The organism is Aequorivita lipolytica, from assembly GCF_007997135.1.
Taxonomy (GTDB): domain Bacteria; phylum Bacteroidota; class Bacteroidia; order Flavobacteriales; family Flavobacteriaceae; genus Aequorivita; species Aequorivita lipolytica.
In genome coordinates, this window is record NZ_VORU01000009.1 from 73,367 (window position 1) to 98,975 (window position 25,609).

The 25,609-nt window shown below is 36.2% G+C and carries 26 protein-coding genes and 1 pseudogene; 18 read left to right on the forward strand and 9 right to left on the reverse strand.

Going from position 1 to position 25,609, the window contains the following annotated elements; translation table 11 throughout:
* Positions 1–1,163: 1,163 nt before the first annotated feature.
* From ESV24_RS11030 to ESV24_RS11085, 12 genes are all read left to right on the forward strand, one after another.
* The gene (locus tag ESV24_RS11030) at positions 1,164–1,973 is read left to right on the forward strand and encodes a hypothetical protein (RefSeq protein ID WP_146743173.1); all 810 of its coding nucleotides are present in this window, start codon (positions 1,164–1,166) and stop codon (positions 1,971–1,973) included.
* 44 nt (positions 1,974–2,017) lie between these two features.
* Positions 2,018–2,575 (forward strand): hypothetical protein, encoded by a 558-nt coding sequence (locus tag ESV24_RS11035; protein ID WP_111816492.1) that lies wholly within the window; start codon positions 2,018–2,020, stop codon positions 2,573–2,575.
* A 183-nt stretch (positions 2,576–2,758) separates the two neighbouring features.
* Positions 2,759–3,298 (forward strand): hypothetical protein, encoded by a 540-nt coding sequence (locus ESV24_RS11040; RefSeq protein WP_111816491.1) that lies wholly within the window; start codon positions 2,759–2,761, stop codon positions 3,296–3,298.
* On the forward strand, positions 3,299–4,102 hold the full coding sequence (locus tag ESV24_RS11045) for a CsgE family curli-type amyloid fiber assembly protein (protein ID WP_111816490.1): 804 nt from the start codon (positions 3,299–3,301) through the stop codon (positions 4,100–4,102).
* A gap of 1 nt (position 4,103) precedes the next feature.
* A complete protein-coding gene (locus tag ESV24_RS11050) occupies positions 4,104–4,520 on the forward strand; it encodes a curli production assembly/transport component CsgF (RefSeq protein WP_111816489.1) in 417 nt (138 codons plus the stop codon).
* Positions 4,521–4,529: 9 nt separating this feature from the next.
* Positions 4,530–5,909, forward strand: coding sequence for a CsgG/HfaB family protein (locus ESV24_RS11055; protein ID WP_111816488.1), 1,380 nt, complete (start codon positions 4,530–4,532; stop codon positions 5,907–5,909).
* A 16-nt stretch (positions 5,910–5,925) separates the two neighbouring features.
* Complete coding sequence (locus ESV24_RS11060; protein ID WP_111816487.1) at positions 5,926–7,449, forward strand: carboxypeptidase regulatory-like domain-containing protein; 1,524 nt, start codon at positions 5,926–5,928, stop codon at positions 7,447–7,449.
* Positions 7,450–7,531: 82 nt separating this feature from the next.
* Complete coding sequence (locus tag ESV24_RS11065; protein ID WP_111816486.1) at positions 7,532–8,710, forward strand: AIR synthase related protein; 1,179 nt, start codon at positions 7,532–7,534, stop codon at positions 8,708–8,710.
* A gap of 65 nt (positions 8,711–8,775) precedes the next feature.
* A complete protein-coding gene (locus tag ESV24_RS11070; RefSeq protein ID WP_111816485.1) occupies positions 8,776–9,507 on the forward strand; it encodes a hypothetical protein in 732 nt (243 codons plus the stop codon).
* A 114-nt stretch (positions 9,508–9,621) separates the two neighbouring features.
* Positions 9,622–10,698 carry a peptide chain release factor 1 gene (prfA, locus tag ESV24_RS11075; RefSeq protein WP_111816484.1) on the forward strand — a complete coding sequence of 359 codons (1,077 nt, stop codon included), beginning with the start codon at positions 9,622–9,624 and terminating at the stop codon, positions 10,696–10,698.
* 63 nt (positions 10,699–10,761) lie between these two features.
* Positions 10,762–11,583, forward strand: a complete 822-nt coding sequence (gene pyrF, locus ESV24_RS11080) for an orotidine-5'-phosphate decarboxylase (RefSeq protein WP_111816483.1) — start codon at positions 10,762–10,764, stop codon at positions 11,581–11,583.
* Entirely contained in the window at positions 11,570–12,343 is a 774-nt protein-coding gene (locus ESV24_RS11085) for an ABC transporter substrate-binding protein (protein WP_111816482.1), read from the forward strand. Before pyrF ends, ESV24_RS11085 begins: the two co-directional genes overlap by 14 nt.
* Before the next feature lie 7 nt (positions 12,344–12,350).
* Here ESV24_RS11085 and ESV24_RS15680 read toward each other — a convergent pair whose 3' ends face one another.
* From ESV24_RS15680 to ESV24_RS11110, 5 genes and pseudogenes are all read right to left on the reverse strand, one after another.
* The gene (locus ESV24_RS15680; protein ID WP_111816481.1) at positions 12,351–12,533 is read right to left on the reverse strand and encodes a Lacal_2735 family protein; all 183 of its coding nucleotides are present in this window, start codon (positions 12,531–12,533) and stop codon (positions 12,351–12,353) included.
* Positions 12,534–12,667: 134 nt separating this feature from the next.
* Positions 12,668–12,783 (reverse strand): annotated as a pseudogene (locus tag ESV24_RS15540) (DUF4197 family protein); the annotation flags it as partial.
* 110 nt (positions 12,784–12,893) lie between these two features.
* Positions 12,894–13,811 carry a T9SS type A sorting domain-containing protein gene (locus ESV24_RS11100; RefSeq protein ID WP_111816480.1) on the reverse strand — a complete coding sequence of 306 codons (918 nt, stop codon included), beginning with the start codon at positions 13,809–13,811 and terminating at the stop codon, positions 12,894–12,896.
* A 518-nt stretch (positions 13,812–14,329) separates the two neighbouring features.
* Positions 14,330–15,037 (reverse strand): DUF4197 domain-containing protein, encoded by a 708-nt coding sequence (locus ESV24_RS11105; protein ID WP_111816479.1) that lies wholly within the window; start codon positions 15,035–15,037, stop codon positions 14,330–14,332.
* A gap of 82 nt (positions 15,038–15,119) precedes the next feature.
* Positions 15,120–16,022 (reverse strand): T9SS type A sorting domain-containing protein, encoded by a 903-nt coding sequence (locus ESV24_RS11110; protein WP_111816478.1) that lies wholly within the window; start codon positions 16,020–16,022, stop codon positions 15,120–15,122.
* Positions 16,023–16,187: 165 nt separating this feature from the next.
* On the opposite strand from ESV24_RS11110, the gene ESV24_RS11115 reads away from it, so the two are divergent.
* The 3 genes from ESV24_RS11115 to ESV24_RS11125 are packed head-to-tail and all read left to right on the forward strand — an operon-like array spanning position 16,188 to position 20,629.
* The gene (locus ESV24_RS11115; RefSeq protein ID WP_111816477.1) at positions 16,188–19,613 is read left to right on the forward strand and encodes a methylmalonyl-CoA mutase family protein; all 3,426 of its coding nucleotides are present in this window, start codon (positions 16,188–16,190) and stop codon (positions 19,611–19,613) included.
* A gap of 54 nt (positions 19,614–19,667) precedes the next feature.
* Positions 19,668–20,168, forward strand: a complete 501-nt coding sequence (gene parS, locus ESV24_RS11120) for a type II RES/Xre toxin-antitoxin system antitoxin (RefSeq protein ID WP_235004042.1) — start codon at positions 19,668–19,670, stop codon at positions 20,166–20,168.
* Positions 20,169–20,170: 2 nt separating this feature from the next.
* A complete protein-coding gene (locus ESV24_RS11125; RefSeq protein WP_160110623.1) occupies positions 20,171–20,629 on the forward strand; it encodes an RES family NAD+ phosphorylase in 459 nt (152 codons plus the stop codon).
* Positions 20,630–20,696: 67 nt separating this feature from the next.
* Here the strand turns inward: ESV24_RS11125 and ESV24_RS11130 are convergent, their stop codons facing one another.
* Complete coding sequence (locus ESV24_RS11130; RefSeq protein WP_111816475.1) at positions 20,697–21,092, reverse strand: hypothetical protein; 396 nt, start codon at positions 21,090–21,092, stop codon at positions 20,697–20,699.
* Positions 21,093–21,217: 125 nt separating this feature from the next.
* Here ESV24_RS11130 and ESV24_RS11135 point away from each other — a divergent pair, with 125 nt between their 5' ends.
* The gene (locus ESV24_RS11135; RefSeq protein ID WP_111816474.1) at positions 21,218–21,661 is read left to right on the forward strand and encodes an Lrp/AsnC family transcriptional regulator; all 444 of its coding nucleotides are present in this window, start codon (positions 21,218–21,220) and stop codon (positions 21,659–21,661) included.
* Between the two features lie 185 nt (positions 21,662–21,846).
* Positions 21,847–22,044: a DUF1328 domain-containing protein gene (locus ESV24_RS11140; RefSeq protein ID WP_111816473.1), complete on the forward strand. Its 198-nt coding sequence runs from the start codon at positions 21,847–21,849 to the stop codon at positions 22,042–22,044.
* 1 nt (position 22,045) lies between these two features.
* On the opposite strand, the gene ESV24_RS11145 is transcribed toward ESV24_RS11140, so the two are convergent.
* Positions 22,046–23,269 carry an MDR family MFS transporter gene (locus ESV24_RS11145; RefSeq protein WP_111816472.1) on the reverse strand — a complete coding sequence of 408 codons (1,224 nt, stop codon included), beginning with the start codon at positions 23,267–23,269 and terminating at the stop codon, positions 22,046–22,048.
* A 252-nt stretch (positions 23,270–23,521) separates the two neighbouring features.
* Here ESV24_RS11145 and ESV24_RS11150 point away from each other — a divergent pair, with 252 nt between their 5' ends.
* Positions 23,522–24,127, forward strand: a complete 606-nt coding sequence (locus ESV24_RS11150; RefSeq protein ID WP_111816471.1) for a DUF1684 domain-containing protein — start codon at positions 23,522–23,524, stop codon at positions 24,125–24,127.
* Here ESV24_RS11150 and crcB read toward each other — a convergent pair.
* A complete protein-coding gene (gene crcB, locus ESV24_RS11155) occupies positions 24,124–24,495 on the reverse strand; it encodes a fluoride efflux transporter CrcB (RefSeq protein WP_111816470.1) in 372 nt (123 codons plus the stop codon). The genes ESV24_RS11150 and crcB overlap by 4 nt on opposite strands.
* Positions 24,496–25,551, reverse strand: a complete 1,056-nt coding sequence (locus ESV24_RS11160; protein WP_111816469.1) for an SRPBCC family protein — start codon at positions 25,549–25,551, stop codon at positions 24,496–24,498.
* Between the last annotated feature and the right edge of the window lie 58 nt (positions 25,552–25,609).

Sequence of the window (25,609 nt, forward strand, 5' to 3'; positions counted from 1 at the left end):
TACTAATTTTTTAAACAAGTAATTTTAGATGCTACGGCCCTAATGATAGGGGGCTATGCTTTTGTGTAGATTCCATCCGTTGCTTCACCAGCTGACCATATTGCAATTTTTTCCGGAGCCGCTTCTACAGCTAATTCTGGGCAAACACAATATAAATAGGAATGGCAGTCGAAAACAGATTTTTTACAGATGCGGACTTAAACATAAGCCAGGTACGACAAAATTGTAACAGCAATGTAAGTTTGGTTGATCGCGAAGGTTGAAGTGATATGAGTAATGGCAACCAAATAGGGAACACGAGTAGTTCAACTATGACTCAAGATGAAGTATAGCAAAAATACTAACAAATAGTTGCTTTAAATAAACGAAGTGTGGGCATTTTAGAAAATGATCCACACTTTTTATTTTAGGGGTTATATAAGGTGACTTTTGAGAAACGCAAACCCAAAAGTCTTTATCACATAAATAAGATTGATTTTTCACGTTCAGCTTATGATTAATATTGAACAAATAATTGAATGAATTCTGTGAGCTTCCAAAAATATTATATGGTATCTAAAATACTTTTCGTACGATTGTAAATGAGAAGACATTTGCTAATAACAAGATATCCATCTATTTGACATTGTAAAAAACGCAAAATATTATTTTAACAAAATTTTAACATTTAGTGTTAAAGTTCATTTATTTGCATTTCACCGATATTATTTAGTTTTTCATCTAACAAATGGAATTTCTTTGTAGGTAAAAACCTATTTTGAAAAGGGGTTTTCCCCCTTTTTAGGGGGTCACGGTTTGTAACAGCTTGTGTATTAACATATTTTGTCGCATATTTGATTTGTCGTTAAGATAGTAATATCAGAAACGATTCTCCTCATAAGTGTTAAAAATACAAACCTATCCCCTGGTAAAAGAATCTTTTGGTTTTTAATCAAAGTGGTTCATCAAATTAAAGTATCCCTTATTTCTAAAATGTGTTTTAAATACATTTTAAAACATATCCCCTTAATATTTATAAATCATTTATAGTGGTTTATTGATTATCCAAGGAAGCAATTCCTTGCTGAAAATTGAATATTTTTTTAACCAAATATTAATCTTTAAATTTTTACATTATGAAAAAAGTAATTTTAGGTGCCGCGGCACTATTATTAACAGCGGGAATGTATGCACAAGCTCCAAACCCATCTACACCAGATGTGCCAACAAACGCAATTGGTGTTCCTAACAACAGTCCAGACCCACTAGCAAACCGAGGATTGTCAACGCAAAATGGTACTGCTAACAAAGTAATGGTCGTACAAGTCGGAACTCAAAATGGAGTTTGGACTGATCAAGATGACGGAGCTGGTAGTGGTGAAAACCTAGCTAGGATCAGGCAAACAGGACAGATTCAGCCTGGTGTAAGTGCTGAACTTAATCAAGCAGATGTTTATCAGAGAGGTTCAGATAACCAGTCCACTACTTTGCAAGAAGGGGATGCTAACGAAGCTGTAACCAACCAAGGGGCAACGAACACGGCCAGTGCAGATAACAAGGCGTGGATCCGTCAGGGTACCGGTAACCAAGCTCAAGATAACAAAGCAAGTATTAGACAGGATGGTGACGATAACCTTGGGTTAATACGTCAAACATATGACAGCAGTGAAGCAAAGACCACACAAGTGGGAGATGAAAACAAATCTTCCACCGTTCAGATTGCAAGTCCAAACCTAACAGATGGACACCGTGCTGAAACTTACCAGAATGGAATGGAAAATGAATCTTGGATAAATCAACAAGGTAATGGTGCTGAAAATATAGGTGATGTTTACCAAAATGGTAATAATAACTATGCAGATCAACAGCAATTTAACACTTCTCTTTCTGGAGGTACCTATAACGAAGCAGCAGTTAACCAGATTGTAGGAGTTTACGACGGTGATCAACTTGGACTTTTAGGTCAATACAGGGCTTACAAGCTGGGCCATTAGACGGTGCTGGAGTGGGTCAGTCATATGGTGGAATTGCTTTTCAAATGCAAAATGGTACAGATAATGATGCTGAAGCCTATCAAGGTGGATCAGCTGCAGAAGCCAGCAATTACTCAGAACAAAACCAAACTGGTGATAGAAATGTTGGGGTAGTTTTTCAAAACCCAACTACTGATGCCCTTTCCATTGGTGGTGGCAATTATGGTAGACAAGACCAGACTGGAAATGATAACACCGCAGGTTTAGTTCAAGGTGGTACAGATAATAAAGCTTACCAAAGACAATTTGGTAATAACAACATGGCATTATCCTCTCAAATAGGAGATTGCAACGTGGTAAACACTTACCAAGGTGGTAATAATAACTGGGCTTCAACTACTCAGTCAGGTATGGATAACAAGACTTTAATAGTTCAGAAAGGTGGTCACAGCTACTCAGCAGTTCAAGGTGGTAGCAGCAACATAACTAATGTTCTACAGTTAGGTCCAAATGGAAATCCTGCTACAGATGGTGAAGATTGTATAATTCCAGATCAGCTAATTCCTCAAAACCCTCTAACTATTCCTGGTTTTGATATTGCTGACCCATGCCCAGGTTGCTAAGCGACACGAGGTTAATACACTTATTTTAATTTCAAAAAAGGAGGGCAGGTTTATGCCCTCCTTTTATAATAAATTTAATATCTTTAGTGCAGTTTAAAATCAATGCCTGTATAACTTATTGTCTTTAAGTTATATGGTTTTAAAAAATAGATAAAGACAATATGAATAATTAAATTTCGCGTTATGAAGACATTATTTAAAAATTTAGCTTTCGGATTTCTTTTCCTATCAATTATACCAGTAGCGTCAGCCCAAACTTATAAGGAGAATGACGATAACACTGATGGTGAACAGGTTGTGGTGCAAGGACAAAAAATAAGTCCTGAAATGTTAGCAAACTTAGGAATTGTTGGTACACCAAATCCAAGAAACGCAACTGTTGAAGGTAATTCGATTTTTATAAGGCAGATTGGAGATTTTAATACCGCCAGCATCAGAACTGCTACAAATGCGAGTGAAATAAATTTGTTTCAAAATGGTAATTCTAACGATACACAGTTGGATTATTTGGCAAACACAGCAATTGCTGATCTTGTGCAAAATGGAAACAATAACAGAATAAAAGATTTTGTAAACGCTCCAAATGAAGACATATCCTTAGATCTTACCCAAAATGGTAATAACTTGAATTTTGAAAGAAACGGAGTGAATGAACTCACGAAATCTTTAAGGTTTAAGCAAACTGAGGCATCTCCAACCATTATAGTTAGAAGTTATTTCTAAATGAACCAAGTACAAGTACATAAACAAAAATTTTTAAAACATTTTGCAGCTATACTAATCCTTACAATAGGATTTAGCGCAAATGCACAATTCTACAATAAAGAATTTGTTGGTAAAATCTATGTTAAACAGGATAGTGAGTTCTTCACTTTTACAGCAACCGCTGAAAATTTAACGCCAACCGATGTGAATTTAAAGTATGACTTTATAGTTTATAAAACAGATGCAAACAATAACGTTTCAAAAAGTAATCAATCCAACCTTTTCTTTTTAAAGGGGAATGATAAAATAGCACTTTCAAATGCTATAATCAATTACAATGAAGAAGGTAAAATAATATTAGTACTTATTTTATATGATGATGATGGAAAACCTGTAGGTCAGGATAGAATTGAGCTAAATTCCCAAGGAGGCAATCAAGAATTTGTAAATGAAGAAATGACAAATCAGCAGCAAGAGGCAGAAAACTCCGACCAGGCCGCACCCCAAGACGGTGTAATTCTCGATGGTCTTGTTTTGGAAAAAACAATAACAAAAGCAGGGCGTGATTTTTATAAGTATTTTTATTCAGAATATTACAATAGACAAATAAGAACTAAAAAAAATATTTTGATAGAAGAAGTACCTGGTAGATTTCGTAACACGAGAATTTCGGTAAAGATTGATGATCAGTTGTTATGGCAGTTTTTTTCACAACCTAAAAAATCTTTTCTACAAGAAATGGCAACTACGGCATTAGATCGAAGTATTTCGTATCTTCAACAATTACAAAAGCAAAAGGCAAATACTTTAACACGCTATTAAAATGAAAACGATTAAACTATTTTTTGTTACTGTTGTGTTTCTCATGATTGGTTCTGTAGGTTTTGCACAACAATTTTCGTATTCTCCATTAAATCCAGCCTTTGGAGGAGATACATTCAATTACAATTGGTTGTTAAGCTCTGCCACTTCTCAAAATAAGCTTACTGCGCCTGCAAATCAACGCGATCAAGAATCGGAACTTCAAAAATTCGGATCAAATATAAACAGACAAGTATTAAGTCAGATTTCTCGAATTCTTTTACAACAGCAATTGGGAGGCTTGGGAAATCTTGATCAAGAAGGTACTTTTACATATGGCACATTGAATGTTGAAATATTCCAATCAGATGAAGGGTTGGTCATTAATATTCTAGATACTTCTAATGGTGAAGAAACACAAGTTATTGTCCCAAATTAAAAACATTTCATGAAAATATTTTACAAAGCAATTTCGTTATTGGGATTTTTTTTGTTTTCCTCTTGCGCGGCTTATCTTAATCAGCCAATGTTTCAGGCACCTTCAAGAACCGGAGAGTTTTCGAAATCTACACAAACTCTCTTGAATTTGCCACCTGCAGCACAGCCCGTAGAGGTAGCTGTTTATAATTTCAGCGATCAGACTGGTCAATACAAGGCGGTTGAAAATGGTAGCACTTTCAGTACAGCAGTTTCTCAAGGAGGAACCACTATGTTGATAAAAGCCTTGGAAGATTCGGGATGGTTTATTCCGATAGAAAGAGAGAATCTGAACAACCTATCCACTGAACGTAATATAATACGTAACACCAAGCAGGAATATATTAAAAATTTAAATCCGAACGAGCCGCCGTTGCCACCTCTTTTATACGCCGGTTTGATTTTGGAGGGAGGTGTAATTTCGTATGATACCAACATAATTACTGGTGGGGCCGGTGCCCGCTATTTTGGTGTGGGAGGATCTGCAAAATATAGACAAGATAGAATAACGGTTTATTTACGTGCAGTTTCTACTAGTAATGGAGAAATTTTAAAAACAGTTTATGTTTCCAAAACGATTCTCTCCCAAGCAATTGATGCCAGTTTTTTTCGGTTTGTAAAATTTCAAAGATTGCTGGAAGCAGAAACGGGGGTTACACAAAACGAACCTGTTCAGCTAGCAATGAAAGATGCCATAGAAAAAGCAGTGCATGATCTTATTGTTGAGGGAATTCAAAAACAATTCTGGAGTACACAAGGCGGAAAAGAAGTAAATGATCAATTAGTAGCTGAGTATATTTCAGAAAAAGAAAAAGATGAAGCAACGCTGCTTTTAGATAGGTTTAAAGTGGGTCGGGAAGCTCAAAATTCATTAGGAATTTCTGGAGGTGGAAATTTGCCGGACGGCGATTACAAAACTCAGAATTTGGGGTTTATGGGGCGTCTGGAATATAATAGATATTTTGGACATTTTTTTAACGCAAGCCTTGCGGGTACCGCTTTACGGCTTGATAATGGAAAACAGTACGATAACATTTTTGGAAGTGTTGATCTCAACGGTCAGTTTGCACTACTGCCCAACGATAAGTTATCCCCTTTTGTTTATGCAGGGCCGGGAATGATTATAGATATAGTGAAACCTGAAGGAAAGTTTATACGTTTTGGTGAAACTTATTTTAAAATTCAATATGGTGTGGGACTACAATATTTCGTTTCAAACAAAGTTGGAATTAAACTATTTGGTGAACAAAATATTGTTTTCAGCGATGAGCTGGATGGAATCGTCAATGGAAAAAGAGATGATTTTTACTACAATATAGGTTTAGGATTAAATTATTATTTCAAATTGTAATTTTAAAAAACTGATGATGAAAAAATATATAACCTTCATTTGTGCGATTGCCTTCATATTTTTTTGGAGTTGCAGCGAAGATACCCTTGATGTGGTTTTAAAGGGTAATATAACCGGAAAGGTTGTGGACAAAGTGAGTGGGGAAGCATTAAAAAATGCTAAGATTACCACCAATCCTGCATCAACAACTGTGTTTACTGATAGTCTCGGGAAATTTACAATGAACAATGTAGTCGTGGATGATTATTCGGTTCAGGCGGAAATTGCAGGCTATTCTACAGGTTTTGAATCGATAGCAGTTACAGAAGATAATACTTCTGTAGTTTCTTTTGAACTTACAGTTTCGAATACAGATAACCTACCACCTTCAACGCCGATTTTGGTTTCGCCAGAGGACGGTTCTGAGGAGTTGCCTCTTGAGGTCACTTTTATATGGCAGGCATCCGACCCTGAAAATGATGATCTTTCATACACACTCGATTTAAGGAATGGAACTACAGATGAGATGCAGGTTTTTGAAGTTGCCAGCGATACCACTTTTACTGTTGAAAACCTCCAATTGGCAACTAAATATTTTTGGCAAGTAACAGTAACAGATGATACTAATGATCCTGTAAGTTCTATTATAAGTGAGTTTAAAACCTTGACCTTACCAGACAATCCTTATCTATTTGTTAAGGAGAAGAGTGGAAATCTCGTAATATATTCTGGGGCACAGGACACAATAACCGGAGGTAATACGGTACCCGACTTTAATGTACTGCAGCTTACCAGTGAAAATACAAATAGCTTTAAGCCTCGGAAAAGTAACATTCTCAATAGGATCGCTTTTCTAAGAAATTCTGGAGGTAATACACATATTTTCACAATGAATTTTGATGGAACAGATATCAGGCAAGTAACCTCTCAAAAACCCGTTGCTGGTTTCCGTACAGAGGAATTAGAGTTTACTTGGGCGCAAAATGACAGCAAAATATATTATCCATATTTTGATAAATTATATTCCATAAACCCAGATGGTAGTGGGTTTAAATTAGAATACACTACAAGTGATGGTTCTTTTATTTCAGAGGTAGCCGTTCCAGAGTTTGATGATAATTTAGTTTTATTAAAAACAAATAATTCCAGTGGATACGGTGTACGCATTTATACAGCAACACTTAGCCCAGATTCAGAGGTGGATATAATTCTTGAGAATGTTGCTGGAGCAGCGGGAGGAATTGATATTTCTTCAAATGCCGGTGAAGTTTTATATACACTGGACAAGAGTGGAGACCAGAATACTTCATACAGGATTTCTGAAAGTCGTATTTTCATTTTTACCTTAGGAAGCCTTGACCCACCATTAGAGTTAGATACGGATGTTGTGGCTGGAGAAAACGATTTAGATGTTAAGTTTTCGCCTTCTGAAGGTGGGGTTATATTTACCAGAGTGAAGAGTAACTTTGGTGCCATACCTGCTATTTATTCGTACGAGTTTGGTCAAACCCAGGAGGATGAGTTGCTATTTACAAACTCATTTATGCCAGATTGGGAATAATCCAATTAAATATTAAAAAGCCTGAAAGCCCACCTTTGTGGGCTTTTTTTTAATCCGTACTTTTGCAACTTAACACAATCCAATGAATAAAGAAATTTCAAAAAGATATGCACAGCGCGGCGTTTCTGCAGGAAAAGAAGATGTACACAACGCGATTAAAAATGTGGATAAGGGACTTTTCCCAAAAGCATTCTGCAAAATTGTTCCCGATTACCTTACTGGCGATGAGGATTATTGCTTGATTATGCACGCTGACGGGGCCGGAACCAAATCGTCTCTAGCCTATACATATTGGAAAGAAACGGGCGATCTGTCTGTTTGGAAAGGAATTGCACAAGATGCCTTGATAATGAATATTGATGATCTTCTTTGTGTGGGTGCGGTTGATAATATTATGCTCTCTTCAACTATTGGACGGAATAAAAATTTAATTCCAGGTGAAGTTATTTCAGCAATTATTAATGGTACTGAAGAATTAATTTCGGAAATGAAAGAGTATGGAGTTACTATTCATTCAACTGGAGGCGAGACTGCAGATGTGGGTGATTTAGTTAGAACAATCATCGTGGACTCTACTGTAACCGCGCGAATGAAACGAAGTAACATTATCGACAATGCAAATATTAAACCCGGTGATGTTATTGTTGGGCTAGCTTCATTTGGCCAAGCTAGTTATGAAAAAGAATATAATGGCGGCATGGGCAGCAATGGTCTGACTTCCGCTAGGCACGATGTTTTCGAAAAATATTTAGCTAAGAAATATCCGGAGAGTTTTGATTCATCCGTACCGCAAGACCTGGTCTATTCAGGTTCAAAAAAATTAGATGATTCTATTGCTGATAGTCCTTTAAATGCAGGAAAATTGGTTCTTTCACCAACGCGAACCTTCGCACCAGTTATAAAGAAAATCCTATCGCAATTCAGCAAAAATGAAATTCACGGGATGGTGCATTGCAGCGGAGGTGCGCAGACGAAGATTCTTCATTTTGTTGAAAAGCTACATATAATTAAAGATAACCTCTTTGAAATTCCACCGCTGTTTAAACTTATTCAGGCTGAAAGTAAAACGGATTGGAAAGAGATGTACCAAGTTTTTAATATGGGCCATAGAATGGAAATTTATGTCCCGCGAGAGATTGCAAGTGCTATTGTTGAAATCTCCAAATCATTTAATGTTGACGCTCAAATTGTAGGCAGGGTAGAAGCTGCACCTACCAATAAGCTCACTATAAAAACCACAATGGGCGAATTTGTATATTGATATTTTGAACTATCTTCACGCATATTTTGAGCTTATTATGTTCGCTCTCATCTCATAAATAGCGAATGTCTGCGAAACTTTTCTTTAAAAATTACAAACTGGTCTTGGGAATTCTGGCCATTTTCTTCATTCTTTTAAGCATCACCGCTTTAATGTTTCAGAATTACTTTTTGTTCCGTTTATTACGGGGAATTATTTGCTACACAACATTACTTTATTTAATAATTTCCCATGGAAAAAATATCCAAAAGTGGTTGGTAGGGTTTCTTTTCTTTTATGGCGCATCTAGCATTACAACGGTTTGGTATGAAAATGGAACAATGGCGAGTATTTCAATGATATTAAATTTTATTGCTTTTTTAATCCTTCTCTTGTATATTGTTCCAAAAGTGAATTTAAAAAATCTTTCAAAAACGTTTACCTTTCTTTTTATTGTGATTGTAATGGTGAACGGTTATTTGTTTTTTCAATTAATTGAACTTATGAAAGAAATGATCTTGAGCAACACACAATATATCTTCATGATCCTAGATGCCCTCTGTGGAATTTTACTGATTTTTCTAGCTCTTTTATACAATCATTCCGTCAATACTGCACAGTCAATGAATTTTACGATTTTAATTTTTTTATTAATTTTTGGTGAAATATTTCGGGGTATAGCTTATTACAATCTTGTATACAGCACCACATTTGATTATTTGGCAAGAATTTTTTTGGTGCTTAGTCTTTATACGTTTGTGCACTTTTCCTTTTTGGACTTAAAGAATGCAAAGAATATAGAAACTTCTATTACATAACTACGCGTTTAAAATAATTGGGATTTTCTTAAAAGATGTTTAAAAGTTGAAACCCTGTACAATCGTTTTCATTCAACTAAAAAATTGTAAATTTGCACCCATTATAAAATCTATATGTTAGACAGGCTTCAAATAATAAAACAACGTTTTGACGAGGTGAGCGATCTCATTATTCAACCAGATATATTGAGCGATCAGAAGCGTTATATCCAATTAAATAAGGAATATAAAGATTTGAGGATTTTGATGGATAAAAGATCAGAATTTCTGGAACTCACCGACAATACTACTGAAGCCGAAGAAATAATATCTGACGGCAGCGATGCCGAAATGGTTGAGATGGCAAAGCTTCAATTGGATGAGGCAAAAAATCGCTTGCCAAAACTGGAAGATGAAATTAAATTTCTTTTGGTGCCGAAAGATCCGGAAGACGCTAAAAATGCTGTGATGGAAATTAGAGCCGGAACGGGCGGTGATGAGGCAAGTATTTTTGCTGGCGATCTTTTCAGAATGTACACCAAGTATTGCGAAGCAAAGGGTTGGAAGACAAACATCATGGATTTCAACGAAGGAACCAGTGGTGGGTTTAAGGAAGTTCATATGGAAATAGAAGGTGAAGATGTTTACGGAACCCTTAAATTTGAAGCCGGCGTACATCGCGTACAACGTGTTCCCCAAACCGAAACTCAGGGCAGGGTACATACCAGTGCTGCAACCGTAATGGTTTTTCCGGAAGCGGAAGAATTTGATATAGAGGTAAACCCCAAAGATGTTCGCGTAGATTTCTTTTGTTCTTCGGGGCCTGGTGGGCAATCGGTAAATACAACCTATTCTGCGGTTCGTTTAACGCACGTTCCCACAGGCATAGTTGCTCAGTGTCAAGACCAAAAATCGCAACATAAAAATAAAGAGAAGGCTTTTAAGGTACTTCGTTCCAGATTGTACGACATGGAATTGGCAAAAAAACAAGCCGAAGACGCTCTAAAACGCGGCTCGATGGTTACCAGTGGAGACCGTAGCGCAAAAATTAGAACATACAATTATCCACAAGGTCGCGTTACAGATCACCGTATAAATTTTACCTTGTACAATCTTAGCAATATCATGAATGGCGACGTTCAGGAAATAATTGATGAGCTACAATTGGTAAGCAACACAGAAAAATTGAAGGAGACGGGTGAAACCTTCTAAGGTTTCACATAAAATTTTTAGCAATTCTCCGCTTTTGGGAGATGTCATTAGGCAGAGGATATTATGACTACAGAAAATTTAATTTCAGAAATAAAAAAGAAGAAGTCTTTTCTTTGTGTGGGCCTTGATGTTGACCTCGAAAAAATTCCAAGTTTTCTTTTAGAGGAAGAGGATCCCATTTTTTCTTTCAACAAAGCGATTATAGACGCAACGCAACAATATGCTGTAGCTTACAAACCCAATACGGCTTTTTATGAAGCATACGGAATTAAAGGGTGGAAATCTTTAGAAAAAACAATCAATTATTTAAATCAAACTTATCCTGAAATTTTTACAATTGCCGACGCGAAACGTGGCGATATTGGCAATACATCTTCTCGTTACGCCAAAGCTTTTTTTGAAGATTTGGGGTTTGATTCGGTTACGGTAGCTCCGTATATGGGAAAGGATTCTGTGGAACCATTTCTGGCTTTTGAAAACAAACATACCATTCTTCTTGCACTTACTTCAAATGAAGGTGCGTATGATTTTCAAACTAAAAAGATAGCGAAGGAGGAGGTTTACAAGCATGTTTTAAAAATCTCCAAAAGCTGGAAGAATGCGCAGAATCTTATGTACGTTATTGGAGCAACGAAAGCTGAATATCTTGCTGAGGTTCGCAAAATTGTTCCAGACAGTTTTTTATTGGTTCCCGGCGTGGGAGCGCAGGGTGGAAGCTTGAAGGAAGTTTGTAAATATGGAATGACGAAAGATATTAATCTACTTGTAAATTCTTCTAGAGGAATAATATATGCCTCTAAGGAACAAGACTTTGCGGAAGCTGCAGCTGGGGAAGCAAAAATTATTCAAGTTGAAATGAAGGCTATACTTGATGGAATTTCTTGATCAATTAAAAAGAACAGTAAAACTCTCTAAAACACCCGAACGAATCATTTCACTCGTTCCTTCACAAACAGAACTTTTAGTGGATCTTGGTTTGCGAAATAATCTTGTGGGTATTACAAAATTTTGTGTACATCCGTCAGATTTGAAAAGCGAGAAGGCAATCGTGGGCGGTACCAAAAACGTAAACTTCGATAAAATTAAATCGCTTCGGCCAGATATTATTATTTGTAATAAGGAAGAAAATACCGAAGAAATGGTGAAGGTATTGGCAGATATTGCACCGGTTTGGATAAGCGATATTGCAAACATTCCAGAGAGCGTTGTGATGATTAAAAAATTGGGCGAAATTTTTGGAACAATTTCAGAAGCTTCGGAACTAATTTCACAAATTAGTAGCGAAGTGGAGAATTTTAGAAGTTACATTGAACACTCCAAGACTAGAAAAGTACTCTATTTAATTTGGAAAAATCCTTATATGGCAGCGGGAAAAGGAACATTCATTGATTCTCTGTTACGCGAAAATAATTTTGAAAACGTATTCACAGAAGATATAAATCGTTATCCGGAAGTATCAATTAATGATTTCGAAAAGGCAGATTTGATCTTGCTTTCTACTGAGCCTTACCCATTTAAAGACAGTGATGTGATAGCATTACAAAATGAATTTAAAACTGAAGTGAAAAAAGTGGATGGAGAATATTTTAGTTGGTACGGCTCCCGTTTAAAAGATGCTTTTAAATACTTCAAGACACTGCGTTAATACAATTTTACTTATCAGCATGCCTGAAGGAAAGATATTGAATTTCTTGAAAAATTTTCTCTGCCTGAGTGTGTATTTTTTCGCTTTTTTTTGGACTCTTCAATGCTATTTCAAAAGATCGTCTCATTAATGACCTGTATCTTTCTTTTAGTATTTCAATTCTAGATTTTTTCTTAAACCAACTATTCATAATATAATCTTTGCCTTTCACAAAGATAACTTACCAGTTGTTAACACAGGGCTAATAGGAGTTAAGGGTATCATAAAGTATGCTGATTTACAGTTGTTTCGAATATCCTTTTCCTCAACACTGATCATTTTTTAAACTCCATTTAGAGCGTGATTAGTTATATAATCTGTTAAGTCTGGATTCACTTTGGTAAAAAAGGCACAGCGTTGTATTTAGTAATGATACTATTCCAAATTTGATCTGCCCCGAGCATAAATGCAATACTTTTTTAAATATGATGATTGGATTTATGTGGAATTCAGATATAAAAAAGCCCTCCAATATTGAAGGGCTTTATATTAAATTTGACTTGTGTTAAACTTATTTAATAACCTTAACAGTATGAGAAGTACCACCTATAGTTACTTTAACTAAGTAAGCTCCAGCAGCAAGTCCGCTCATGTCAATTTTCGGAGAAACAACATCTGGCTGAATTACAAGAACTGATTTTCCTAAAACATCGTAAACTGTAACATTGTCAACAGCAGTTTTAGTGCTAATATTCAAAATGTCCTTTACAGGGTTTGGATATACGCTGAATGAATCGGTTGCGAAATCTTCAGTTCCGGCTGTATCACTAAATACCACATCATCAATGTAGTACTCATTATTAGCATCGAAAGAGAAAAAATCGATACCTCCTAGAATTGGAGCAGCATCCATTGGCTGCGTTGGAATTTCAACTCCATCAACAGTCATAGTCCAAGAAATGTTGGTTATATCAAAAATAATCGATACATCGAACCAAAAATCTTGAGGATAACTCCAAGTGTATAGAGGATCTGGATCATCAACATTTCCATAAGCGCCAGCTAAACCAGGAGCTCCACTAGTACTTTGAACGTTATTGAAAACTAAGTTTGGAGAAAGGAAAACGCCTGCGTTACCGCCACCTCCAGCACCACCACCTTCAGTTTGTCCTTGAAAGTTAAAATATCCAGATTTTCCACCTGGAATGTACATTTTAAAATCTACTTGCCAAGCACCCGTAGTTTTGTTGTCTAAAAGTAATAATGCGTCTTGAACCAGATCACCAGATACAAAACCTGATTGCGATCCAGAGTTCGCATACTCGTCACTAACGATAATGTCGCCAGCACCGGGAACACCGGTCCAGCTAGACCATTGAGCTTCATGAAGAGGACCTAAGTCATAACTCTCCATATCGTCATTAAATTGTGCATTTGCAGAGAATGTAAAAGCTCCTAAAACAAATGCTAATAAGTAAATTTTTTTCATAATGTTAAATTTTTAATTGTTTAATATTGATGCTGTAAGATACAAAAATATTAAACATCTCCATACATTTCTTAAAAGTTTATGATGCCAAAAGAGCTATCGGAGCACTTTGCTTATTATGTTTTCATTAGACTTTAATTCATTGAATTAATATACTTTACTGTACAATATAAAAAATCTGATAACCAAAAATCATAGCCCGCATTGTTACTGTCGCCTTATTGTTTGACGGCTACAAACTCGGAATCAATATTACTCGTTGTATTCAAAGATACTGCGCGCAGTGGTTGAAGTTATCCATTTAAGTTGTAATGTGAATTTGGAAGAGGTTATGAATACCGTCTGCAGTAAAAAATAAACGCAATCGTTCATACTTTCTATAAACATGGCGCAATGAGTATCTTGAATATATGTACGATTTGTTTATACGAAAAGGAAGTGTTGGTAAAATATTATCAACACGAGAGTAATGGAATGGTATAGTATTCTGATATAGCAATTAATATGTTTAATTTCGTTTAATCCTGCAGCGCAAAAACCTGTCGAAGAAGTGAAGTTGTTCTTGCCGATAGGTTGTTTCGAATATCCTTTTCCTCGACACTTATCATTTTGTAAACCCCATTTAAAGCTTGATTAGTTACGTAATCTGTTAAGTCTGAATTTACTTTGGTAACAAAAGGCACAGCGTTGTATTTGGTAATAATATTCGTCCAAATTTGATCTGCCCCCACTTTAGAAAAAGATTTTTTTATTACAGGGTTAAATTTTGAATAAAGAGCGTTATTGGTTCTTTGTTCCAAATAACTTGTAGCCGCATTATCGGGTCCCAGCAAAATATTTTTTGCATCTGTGAAAGTAATTTGTTTTACAGCATTTATAAATATGGGCGTGGCTTCCTTAACGGCATCTTCTGCCGCCCTGTTCAGTGCTTTTATACCTTCATCAGCTAGACTCCCCAAACCAATATCACGTAGGGTTTGATCTACTTTTTGTAATTCTGGTGGTAACATGATTTTTACCAACTGATTTCCATAAAAACCATCTTTTTGGGTGAGCTTGGTCACTTGTTTATCTATCCCAAAATTCAAGGCTTGTCTTAATCCGTTTCCAATCATTGATGGATCCATTGTTGTTTGATTTGGCAGTGTATTCACTACTTGCTGAAGTTCGGCGCAAGAGGTTAAAGCGAATAAGGAACAGAAAAGAAAGATTTTTTTGAATGTCATGATTTTAATTTATGTGGAATTCAGGTATAAAAAAGCCCTCCAAAATTGAAGGGCTTTATATTAAATTTGACTTGTGTTAAACTTATTTAATAACCTTAACAGTCTTAGAAGTACCTCCAATAGTTACTTTAACTAAGTAAGCTCCAGAAGCAAGTCCGCTCATGTCAATTTTCGGAGAAACAACATCTGGCTGAATTGCAAGAACTGATTTTCCTAAAACATCGTAAACTGTAACATTGTCAACAGCAGTTTTAGTGCTGATATTCAAAATATCTTTTACAGGGTTTGGATATACGCTAAATGAATCTGTAGCGAAATCTTCAGCTCCGGCTGCATCAGTAAACAATACGTCATCTACGTAATATTCGTTATTTGCATCAATTGAGAAAAAGTCTATTCCTCCAACAGTAGCGTCTCCACCAAAAGCAACTGGAACACCAGCTACACCATCAATAGATAGTGTATATGTAAGAGCGTCTACGTCAAATAGAAATTTCACTTCAAACCAAAAATTCTGTGGGTATGCATAAGTATTGTATACAGTTCCATCAGCATCAATGTCTTCAACAACTCCAGGAGCTAAACCCTCCAAGTTGAAAGTAATATTTCCTGAGTTGAATACACCAAGGCCACCATTTCCGGCACCTCCGTTTTCTGTAGCACCTTGAAAGTTAAAGTAACCCGTTTTATCTGAAGGAATGTACATTTTAAAGGTCAATAAATATTCACCGGATGATTGATTTCCTAACAGTAATAAAGCATCTTGAACACCGTCCCCTGAGATAAAAATGGATTGTGATCCAGAATTTGCAAATTCATCAGACACAACCGCATTATCAGGACCAGGTACTCCAGCCCAACTTGACCAATGTGCTTCAAATAGAGGGCCTAAATCATAACTCTCTATATCGTCATTAATTATCTGCGCATTTGCAGAAAAGGTAAAAGCCGCTAAGGCAAAAGCTAATAAGTAAATTTTTTTCATAATGTTATATTTTTAATTGTTTAATATTGATGCCGCAATATACAAAAATATTGAAATAATGCAACGCATTTTTGAAATATTTAGCACATCAATAGGGGTCTAAGGTATTATGTTCGTTAGCTTTTGACTAAATTTGCGGAATAAATAATAATTGATAAACAAATCATGAAACAGGTAAGTCCTTATAAACCAAAATATAAAGTCCGAATCGTTACAGCTGCTTCTCTATTTGATGGGCACGATGCAGCTATAAACATTATGAGGCGTATTATCCAATCCACTGGTGTAGAAGTAATTCATTTGGGCCATGATAGAAGTGTAGAAGAGGTGGTGAATACGGCAATTCAAGAAGATGCCAATGCAATCGCTATGACCTCTTATCAAGGAGGGCACAATGAGTATTTTAAATATATGTATGATTTATTGCAGGAGAAAGGTGCTGGACATATTAAGATTTTCGGTGGTGGCGGTGGCGTTATTCTTCCTTCTGAAATAAAAGAATTGATGGATTACGGAATTACCCGTATATATGCGCCAGATGACGGGCGTGAAATGGGACTTCAAGGAATGATAAACGATTTAGTGCAGCAATCTGATTTTCCCATAGGCGATAAATTAAATGGTGAAGAAGCAAAACTTGCCAAAAAAGATAGTGGGGCTATTGCGCGAATTATTTCCTCAGCTGAAAATTTTCCTGAAATAGCAAAAGAAACACTTGATAAAATTCATATAAAAAATAAGAAAGTCACAACTCCGGTTTTAGGGATTACAGGAACAGGTGGCGCAGGAAAATCATCTTTAGTAGATGAACTTGTAAGAAGATTTTTGATTGACTTTTCAAAAAAAACAATTGGAATTATTTCTGTGGATCCTTCTAAAAGAAAAACAGGCGGGGCATTGTTGGGAGACCGTATCCGGATGAATGCCATTAACTCGCCACGAGTTTATATGCGAAGTCTGGCGACGAGACAGAGCAACCTTGCGCTATCAAAATATGTTTCGGAAGCCATTCAGGTTTTAAAAGCTGCTGAGTATGATTTGATTATTCTTGAAACTTCAGGGATTGGCCAAAGTGATACAGAAATAATTGAGCACAGTGATGTTTCATTATATGTAATGACTCCAGAATTTGGTGCGGCTACACAACTAGAAAAGATTGATATGCTTGATTTTGCCGATCTGGTGGCAATCAATAAATTTGACAAGCGTGGTTCTTTGGATGCTTTGCGTGATGTAAAAAAACAATATGTTCGCAACCATCAACTTTGGGATACTCCGCAAGATGAACTTCCCGTTTATGGAACCATTGCATCGCAGTTCAACGATCCCGGAATGAACAGAATTTACAAAGCGGTGATGGAAAAGATTGCTGAAAAGACCGATTCCGATCTTAAGAGCGATTTTCACGTTTCCGAAGAAATGGAAGAAAAGGTTTTCGTTATTCCACCTGCAAGAACGCGTTATCTTTCAGAAATTTCAGAAAGTAATAGAATTTACGACAAAAGAGCTTCTGAGCAAGCCGAAGTTGCTCAAAAACTCTATGGAATTTTCAAAACAATAGAAACAGTTTCAGGAAAAAGACCGGAATTGGATAAAGCTGGGATTGTTTCTGAGTCGATCGCAAGTTCAGATAAAAATAAAGACTTATTAAAATTATTGCTCGCTGAATTTGATCGCGAAAAATTGAATTTAGATCCTTACAATTGGGAGGTAATTACCGGTTGGGATGAAAAGGTAAATAAATATAAGAAACCAGTCTATAGCTTTCAGGTTCGTGGAAAGGAAATAAATATAAAAACACACACAGAATCGCTTTCGCATTCTCAGATTCCAAAGGTTTCTTTACCAAAATACCAAGCTTGGGGCGATATTTTAAAATGGGTACTTCAAGAAAATGTGCCAGGTGAATTTCCATATACTTCAGGACTATATCCTTTTAAAAGAACAGGAGAAGACCCAGCAAGAATGTTTGCGGGAGAAGGAGGGCCAGAGCGCACAAACAGACGTTTTCACTATGTAAGTATGGGCTTGCCGGCCAAAAGGCTTTCCACGGCTTTTGATAGTGTTACACTTTACGGAAATGATCCAGATTTAAGACCTGATATTTATGGAAAAATAGGTAATGCAGGTGTCTCTATTTGTTGTCTTGACGATGCCAAAAAACTCTACTCAGGGTTCGATTTAAGCCACCCAATGACCTCGGTAAGTATGACTATTAATGGTCCCGCACCTATGTTACTCGGCTTTTTTATGAATGCAGCCATTGACCAAAACTGTGAAAAATACATTATTGAAAATGATTTAACAGAAGAAGTTGAAAATAAAATCGCGGCTATATATAATGAAAAGGGAATTGACCATCCAAAATATCATGGCGAGCTTCCCGAAACTAATAATGGTTTAGGGCTTATGTTACTAGGAGTAACTGGAGATCAAGTTTTGGATTCTGAGGTTTATAATAAAATTAAATATGAGACCTTGGAACAGGTGCGCGGTACTGTTCAGGCAGATATTTTGAAAGAAGACCAGGCGCAGAATACCTGTATTTTTTCAACAGAGTTTGCTTTGCGGCTAATGGGTGATGTTCAGGAATATTTCATTGAGAAAAAAGTTCGCAATTTCTATTCGGTTTCCATAAGCGGCTATCATATTGCAGAAGCTGGCGCGAATCCAATAACACAGCTGGCTTTTACACTTTCCAATGGTTTCACCTATGTGGAGTATTATTTAAGTCGCGGCATGGACATCAATGAATTCGGACCAAACCTATCATTTTTCTTCAGCAACGGAATTGATCCCGAATATGCGGTAATTGGTCGTGTGGCTCGAAAAATCTGGGCAAAGGCACTTAGAGAAAAGTATGGTGCAAATCCGAGAGCTCAGATGTTGAAATATCACATTCAAACTTCAGGACGTTCTCTGCACGCGCAGGAGATAGATTTTAATGATATACGTACTACACTTCAGGCCTTGTACGCTATTTATGATAATTGTAATTCACTGCACACAAATGCGTATGATGAAGCTATAACTACTCCCACCGAAGAAAGTGTGCGTCGTGCTATGGCTATACAGTTAATAATTAATAAGGAATTAGGATTGGCAAAAAATGAAAATCCAATCCAAGGTTCTTTTATTATAGAAGAACTTACGGATCTTGTGGAAGAAGCCGTTTTAAAAGAATTTGACAGTATCACGGAGCGCGGTGGTGTTTTGGGAGCGATGGAAACAATGTATCAACGGAGTAAAATTCAGGAAGAAAGTCTTTATTACGAAACATTAAAACATAATGGAGATTTCCCAATTATTGGTGTAAACACCTTTTTAAGCAGTAAAGGCTCGCCCACAGTACTTCCTGCCGAAGTTATACGCGCTACGGAAGAAGAAAAACAAGTTCAGATTGAAACACTAAAGAATCTTCATAAAATGTATGCCGACAAAGCATCTGATTCTATTGAAAAAGTTCAGGATGCTGCCATACATAATGAAAATATGTTTGAGCATTTGATGGAAGCCACAAAAGTATGTTCCTTAGGCCAAATAACCGAAGCATTATTTGAGGTGGGGGGACAATATAGACGAAATATGTAAAAAAAATTTTCGGTCACGACAAAAATACGTATCTTTGAGTCAAATGTCGTGATTATGAAAAAATATGAAAGCCATACAGATGTTAATTTGATTAAAGAGCCAGAAGTTTTTTATCTCATAGATAATCCTTTTGAAAGAATTGTCGGAGTGCTGGGCGGTATTGGCAATGTAGGGCAAGCGGTAAATAGTGATATTGATCTTATTGCTATTACAAGAAAAGGCCTGCCCAAAAGTGTGGTTTATTCCATTTGTGAAGTACTGAATATTTCTATGGACAGATTGAGTGATTTGCTACATATTTCACACCGAACTTTACAAAGAAAGGCAGATGATGACCTTTTAGGTGTTTCCAGTTCAGAACAACTTTTTGAAATTGCTGAAGTAGTTTCAGAGGGAATTCAAGTTTTTGAAACCCTGGATAATTTTCAAAATTGGCTACACTCAAAGCCCTACATATTTAACGGTCAGCAACCACTGGATTTTTTAGATACTCGATTTGGTATCCAATATGTTAAAAATGTCCTTGGGCGCATTTCTCACGGAATTCCCTCATAATTGTGCGCATTTTCAGAATTTCAAAAATACAATACATTGATGATTTTTCGGGAGAAGGAGCTCGTCTATATGGAGGTAGATGGAATAGAGCAGGAGATTCTATGTTGTATTTTTCAGAAAACCTTTCTTTGAGTTTATTGGAAATTATTGTGCACGTTGAATTTGCCGATTTGCCTTTGGATTATTCATTTGTAGAAGTTGAAATTCCTGATAAAGCTATAAAAACAATCCAATCTGTTGATTTTCTTAAACCCAAATGGACCACTGAAAAGGCGGTAAACCAACTGCAAATGTTGGGATCTGCTTGGCTTGGAAAAAAAGAAAGTCTGGCAATGAGAGTACCTTCTGCCGTCTTGAATCAAGAGAACAATATTTTAATAAATCCATCTCACAAGGATTTTGAAAAACTAAAAGTTATAAAAAAGGCAAAGATGAATTTGGATCCAAGATTGTTCCGCTGATTACCGAACGAATCGGTTTTTTATGATAAATAATTTGTGTTATTTGGATATCTAGAGCTTTTTTAGACTAAAGCGTCAGCCTCCAAGTGTATTGAAGCTTTCTGAATTTTTTTAACTCTTTACGAAGAATCGGTAAAAAATCTTTTCCATTACTGTTTGCTTTTTCCAAACGTTCACAATTTTTATAAAGCAAGTTTGAAAGTCGCAGCACTGAAGCTGCGTATCTATATTTTTCCTCAACAAATAATTGACTTTCGGCTTTCAATATCTGTGGGCCCAAGGATACGGACTGTTGTACTATATCTCCCGTAAAATAAATATTGGGATCTTCAGCACCGTTATTTCGTAACTGTGCTAAATCGTGTCCTATATATGTAGAAATATTTCTAGCCAAAGAAAATATATCTAAGGCTTTTTCATAAATAGCGGACTGCGAATTTTTTCCGAAGGGATGCGACGACATGTTTCTTTCTCTCTTTTTTAAAGCGAATCAAATTTAATCACATCTTTATTCATTTGGCAATCGATATTAATGTAATTAAATATATTTGCTTTAAATATTAATGATTTTTTTCAAATAACTTAAATATGGCTATAGATGTTTTAAATTGGAAAATTTTGAATTGTCTTCAGAAAAATGCGCGCCAGCCTAATACGGTAATTGGAAGACAGGTTGGTATCAGTTCACCCGCAGTTTCGGAACGTATAAAGAAAATGGAAGATTCTGGTATTATAAATGGTTATTTTACCTTCGTCTCTCCTTTTGAGGCGGGCTATCAATTTAAGGCCATTATTACGCTCAGAGCTTTTATGGGAAAGCTGAAACCCTTTCTGGAAATCGTGAAAACATACGAAGAAGTTCTAAACTGTTACAGAATTACCGGAAACGAAAATATTGTGATGGAAGTAGTGCTCAAAAACCAGAAACATTTGGAATCTTTTATTGACCAGCTCATTATTTATGGCGAAACAAAAACCCAGATTGTTCTTTCGCACGTTGTAAAAAACAATGATTTGAAACCTTTAAAGTAAAATGCTGTGTTAAAAATCTAACAATTGGTTACTTTTTAAGAATTCAATACGCGCTTTGCTACTACTTTCGTTTAAAATTATTTCAAAAATAATTTTTTCTTTGAAATGGCGGCTAAAATTTCTGAATTATACAAAATTAGTGAAGTGCATTAAAACAATTCTAAATTCTTAAATATCCTATACTTATGAAAAACTATACTTTCCATTTTTTGATTGTAACCATCGTTACGGCGTTATTAGGTTTTACAGGTTTGGAATTTTTCGGGGCTACCTTCGTTAGGCTAATGTGCCTGTTTGCAGGTATTGGTTTGATGATTTCATGTTTGGATGCAATTATTATTTCACGCAAGCAACGACGCGCAAAGAAGAAACCTCAGTTATAAACTATATATTTCCTGTTTTTGAATTTTTCAACAGAAAATAAAGCCAAATCGTTAGCGCAGCTATAAAAAGTAGAAAGATTGAAAAGAACGTCCAAGTGTTGAAATAGCCAAAGCTATTTACAAGATTCATACCTCCATTATGGCCAATTAAGTGTGCGAAGCTAAAACTCATGCTGTACATACCCATATAACTGCCTTTTCTTCCTTTGGGCGCCATTTCTAAAGCGAGTGCATTTGAAAACGGAAACCCGATCATTTCTCCCAATGTCATCAGCAACATAGCGATTACCAAAATTCCGGTCCAGCTGGTAAAATTCAATACTAGAAAACTAAGCCCTAAAAAGAAGATACCCCAAAATGTAGCCATCGTTTTTGATATCTTTTTTCTGTCCAGCCAAGCAATAAGTGGCATTTCAAAAATTACAATGGTTGCTCCATTTATAAATAGTAACCAGCCAATAACATCTTCGGAAAGAAAATAGGCTTGTTCATAATATACTGGCATCACCGAAAAATATTGAACAAAAGCAAGACTGTTTGTTACCATAATAATAAAAAAGAGAATAAATAATTTATTCAAATATGGAGGAATTCCTTCTTTCTTTATAATAGGCTTTTCTTCACTTTTATCTTTTTGTTTTTTTGGTTGTAAAAGAAGAAATACCCCTAAAGAGGCAATCATGCAAGTAAGTCCGTCAATCCAAAAAAGAGAGGTGTAGCTTATGTGCGCAATAATTAATCCCCCTATCAATGGTCCAATTGAGAAGCCCAAGTTTATTGCCAAACGAATTAGTGCGATACCTCTTGTTATATTTCCTGGTTTGCTATATGCGTCTGCCGCCACAAAGATTGCGGGACGTCCGGCATCGGTCATTAATGTTAGAATAAAAATACCAATACAAAATCCGTAAAAAGTATTTAAATATTGCAGAAATATGAATCCAACACCACCTAAAAAGAGACTGGCAAGAATTACCTTGTAAAAGCCGATGGAGTCGGTTAATCTTCCGCCAATATAAGTTCCTACTAAGGAACCCAGGCCAAAGCAAGACATTATCCAACCCACTTGAGGAAGATCGAACCCCTCAACCTTTATAAGGTATAATGATAAAAAGGGGATAACCATTGCTCCAGCACGATTGATGAAAGTAACCAAAGACAATAGCCAGATTTCCCGGGAAAGTCCGCGAAAGTTTGCTAAATAGTTGGTGTAAATTTTTTTCATCTTTGGTTGGTGGTATAAAAGTAAAACGTCCCGGTTTTAGCCGGGACGTTTTTATATTGTATAAACTTATTGCTATATAATCAATACATACATCGCCGGCATTTCTTCTTTGAAATGACTTGGTATCTGCGGCAGGTGTATGTGTTATTGTTCATTTGTTATTATACTGAAAATCAAATGTAGTAAAAAAAATCATCCAAAAATAAAATGGATCACTAATTGTCTTTTTTCTATTTTTACTAAAAACAACTTATGAAGCATTTAGTCTTTCTTTCGTTTTTAATATTCAGTACTATAATTTCCGCTCAGGACCAAGCTCTTATTTCCGAAAGCAAAGCTGAACAAATTAAACTGAATGAGGAGTTCAGCAATCCTGAAACTACTATTTTAGAACCAAAGGATTTTAAAAAGTTTAAAGGCTTGGAGTTTTATCCGATAGAGGAAAAATTCATTATAAAAGCAGCTTTTGTTCGCACCCCAAACGAGAAACCATTCTTGATGCCAACAACAACATCTCGCAAACCCGAATATGTAAAATATGGCGAGGCACATTTTTCAATCCATGAAAAAGACTTTGTTCTAAATCTTTTCAAGAGCACCGAACCTTATGATGAGCCAGGCTATGAGGATTATCTTTTTCTGCCTTTTACAGATTTAACCAGCGGTGATGGCTCCTATGGCGGTGGAAGATTTTTAGACCAGCGAATTCCGGAAGGTGATACAATAGTTATAGATTTCAACAAAGCCTATAATCCATATTGTGCATATAGTGCGCGCTATTCTTGCCCAATCCCACCAAAAGAAAACGATCTTTTAATTAGAATAGAGGCGGGAGTGAAGGATTTTGGAAAACATTAAATGTATTTTACCAACCATATTCCCAAAAAAACCATTGCAAAGCCTACTACAAAACTTGCAAGAGTATAAAATGCGAAAGACATAAAATCACCACTTTTCAAGAAAACGTGATTTTCATAAGCAAAAGTTGAAAAAGTTGTAAACCCGCCACAAAAACCTGTGGCCAAAAACAGGACTGTGTTTTGGGAAAGTGTTTCGTTTTTTAAAGCGAGGCCGAGAATTATACCTATTAGCAGACTCCCTAAAATGTTTGCGGCAAAAGTTCCGTATGGTATCCCATTTTCGTAGTTGTTTAAATATTTGGAAAACCCATATCTTAAAGTGCTTCCCAAGCCACCACCTAAAAAAACTAATGCTAATTGCTTCATTTATAATCCTTGTTCAACTGGTTCAGGGGCCGTAATTATTGGAATGTAAACTTCCGTCAACCAATTGGCGGGATTTGGCGTTTCTTCGGGGTCAGTAACGTAAACTTCAAACGTTTTGCCCATTGGATCTGCTTGAAGGCTGTTCTTTTCTATGTATTGTCTTCCTTTGGTATATGCTTCGGAAAGGTGCTTGTAATTTCCTTTAAGCGAAACTTTTACAGCTGAGACAGGCTCCATAAATCCGCAAACCACTGGGCTGCCTTCGGGTGTAATTACTCTTTCTTTTACAGGAACTCCTGTTGAAAAAATAACTGTATTGTTTGTATTGTCTATTTCATTGTAAAGGGTGAAAGGCTTGCCTGCCATATTCAAGTTATTATTCGTAATAAAATCCATTACCACGTTCATCATCGGCTCTGTTTTTTCATCGAGCTCGCTAAGTTTTGCCACCGAAGTTGTGTACATATAATAGCCACCGCCGTATTGGGTTACACCATCAACATTTATGGAATATTGCTTCATATCTTCGGCTACTTCTTCAGCAATTCCTTCCAAACCTGATTTATTCATTTTGTGCATTTCAGAATCAAAGTCCATTCCGCTCAATGAATAATAGGCTTTATCAATTAAGGTGTGTTCTCCTTTCATTCCCCACGTTACTTTTGTTCCGCCTTCCGCTTCTTCAAAAGTCCAATATACTTTCGGGTTTCTTTCGCCGGCAGGGGTGTCCAAAGTTAAATCTTGTTCTATTTCTTTATTTGGAATCACTTTCGTAGTAGTCATAGAACCGCTTATTTGGCCATCCCATGAGTAGGAAGCGCCCTCCCCGCTAGTTTTTTCGGCATATGTAAAAGTTATTGTAGAATCTTCTTTTTTCCAAGGTCCCCAATTTTCCCAGCTCTTGTAATCATTCACTTTATTGAAAACAACTTCCGGCGGAGCTTGTATTACCATTGAATCCTGAATGTCATAAGTTCCATCCTTTGTGCCGAAGTAAATAGCACTGCCTATAATAATGATAAGAAGAAGAAAAAATAAATACTTTAAAATTTTCATTTGGTGTGGTGTTGATTGGTGTCGCTAAGATAGTGAAATTTCATTGATGCTTTTAAAA

Bases quoted from the DNA above. Each gene is read 5' to 3' on its own strand.
- crcB (WP_111816470.1), bottom strand. From the start codon at position 24,495: ATGAAGCAATTAGCATTAGTTTTTTTAGGTGGTGGCTTGGGAAGCACT.
- ESV24_RS11055 (WP_111816488.1), top strand. From the start codon at position 4,530: ATGAAAATATTTTACAAAGCAATTTCGTTATTGGGATTTTTTTTGTTT.
- parS (WP_235004042.1), top strand. From the start codon at position 19,668: ATGAAAAAATATGAAAGCCATACAGATGTTAATTTGATTAAAGAGCCA.
- ESV24_RS11145 (WP_111816472.1), bottom strand. From the start codon at position 23,269: ATGAAAAAAATTTACACCAACTATTTAGCAAACTTTCGCGGACTTTCC.
- ESV24_RS11100 (WP_111816480.1), bottom strand. From the start codon at position 13,811: ATGAAAAAAATTTACTTATTAGCATTTGTTTTAGGAGCTTTTACATTC.
- ESV24_RS11030 (WP_146743173.1), top strand. From the start codon at position 1,164: ATGTATGCACAAGCTCCAAACCCATCTACACCAGATGTGCCAACAAAC.
- ESV24_RS11060 (WP_111816487.1), top strand. From the start codon at position 5,926: ATGAAAAAATATATAACCTTCATTTGTGCGATTGCCTTCATATTTTTT.
- ESV24_RS11140 (WP_111816473.1), top strand. From the start codon at position 21,847: ATGAAAAACTATACTTTCCATTTTTTGATTGTAACCATCGTTACGGCG.
- ESV24_RS11105 (WP_111816479.1), bottom strand. From the start codon at position 15,037: ATGACATTCAAAAAAATCTTTCTTTTCTGTTCCTTATTCGCTTTAACC.
- ESV24_RS15680 (WP_111816481.1), bottom strand. From the start codon at position 12,533: ATGAATAGTTGGTTTAAGAAAAAATCTAGAATTGAAATACTAAAAGAA.
- ESV24_RS11050 (WP_111816489.1), top strand. From the start codon at position 4,104: ATGAAAACGATTAAACTATTTTTTGTTACTGTTGTGTTTCTCATGATT.
- ESV24_RS11035 (WP_111816492.1), top strand. From the start codon at position 2,018: ATGCAAAATGGTACAGATAATGATGCTGAAGCCTATCAAGGTGGATCA.
- ESV24_RS11040 (WP_111816491.1), top strand. From the start codon at position 2,759: ATGAAGACATTATTTAAAAATTTAGCTTTCGGATTTCTTTTCCTATCA.
- ESV24_RS11045 (WP_111816490.1), top strand. From the start codon at position 3,299: ATGAACCAAGTACAAGTACATAAACAAAAATTTTTAAAACATTTTGCA.
- ESV24_RS11085 (WP_111816482.1), top strand. From the start codon at position 11,570: ATGGAATTTCTTGATCAATTAAAAAGAACAGTAAAACTCTCTAAAACA.
- ESV24_RS11070 (WP_111816485.1), top strand. From the start codon at position 8,776: ATGTCTGCGAAACTTTTCTTTAAAAATTACAAACTGGTCTTGGGAATT.
- prfA (WP_111816484.1), top strand. From the start codon at position 9,622: ATGTTAGACAGGCTTCAAATAATAAAACAACGTTTTGACGAGGTGAGC.
- ESV24_RS11135 (WP_111816474.1), top strand. From the start codon at position 21,218: ATGGCTATAGATGTTTTAAATTGGAAAATTTTGAATTGTCTTCAGAAA.
- ESV24_RS11110 (WP_111816478.1), bottom strand. From the start codon at position 16,022: ATGAAAAAAATTTACTTATTAGCTTTTGCCTTAGCGGCTTTTACCTTT.
- pyrF (WP_111816483.1), top strand. From the start codon at position 10,762: ATGACTACAGAAAATTTAATTTCAGAAATAAAAAAGAAGAAGTCTTTT.
- ESV24_RS11130 (WP_111816475.1), bottom strand. From the start codon at position 21,092: ATGTCGTCGCATCCCTTCGGAAAAAATTCGCAGTCCGCTATTTATGAA.
- ESV24_RS11115 (WP_111816477.1), top strand. From the start codon at position 16,188: ATGAAACAGGTAAGTCCTTATAAACCAAAATATAAAGTCCGAATCGTT.
- ESV24_RS11065 (WP_111816486.1), top strand. From the start codon at position 7,532: ATGAATAAAGAAATTTCAAAAAGATATGCACAGCGCGGCGTTTCTGCA.
- ESV24_RS11150 (WP_111816471.1), top strand. From the start codon at position 23,522: ATGAAGCATTTAGTCTTTCTTTCGTTTTTAATATTCAGTACTATAATT.
- ESV24_RS11160 (WP_111816469.1), bottom strand. From the start codon at position 25,551: ATGAAAATTTTAAAGTATTTATTTTTTCTTCTTCTTATCATTATTATA.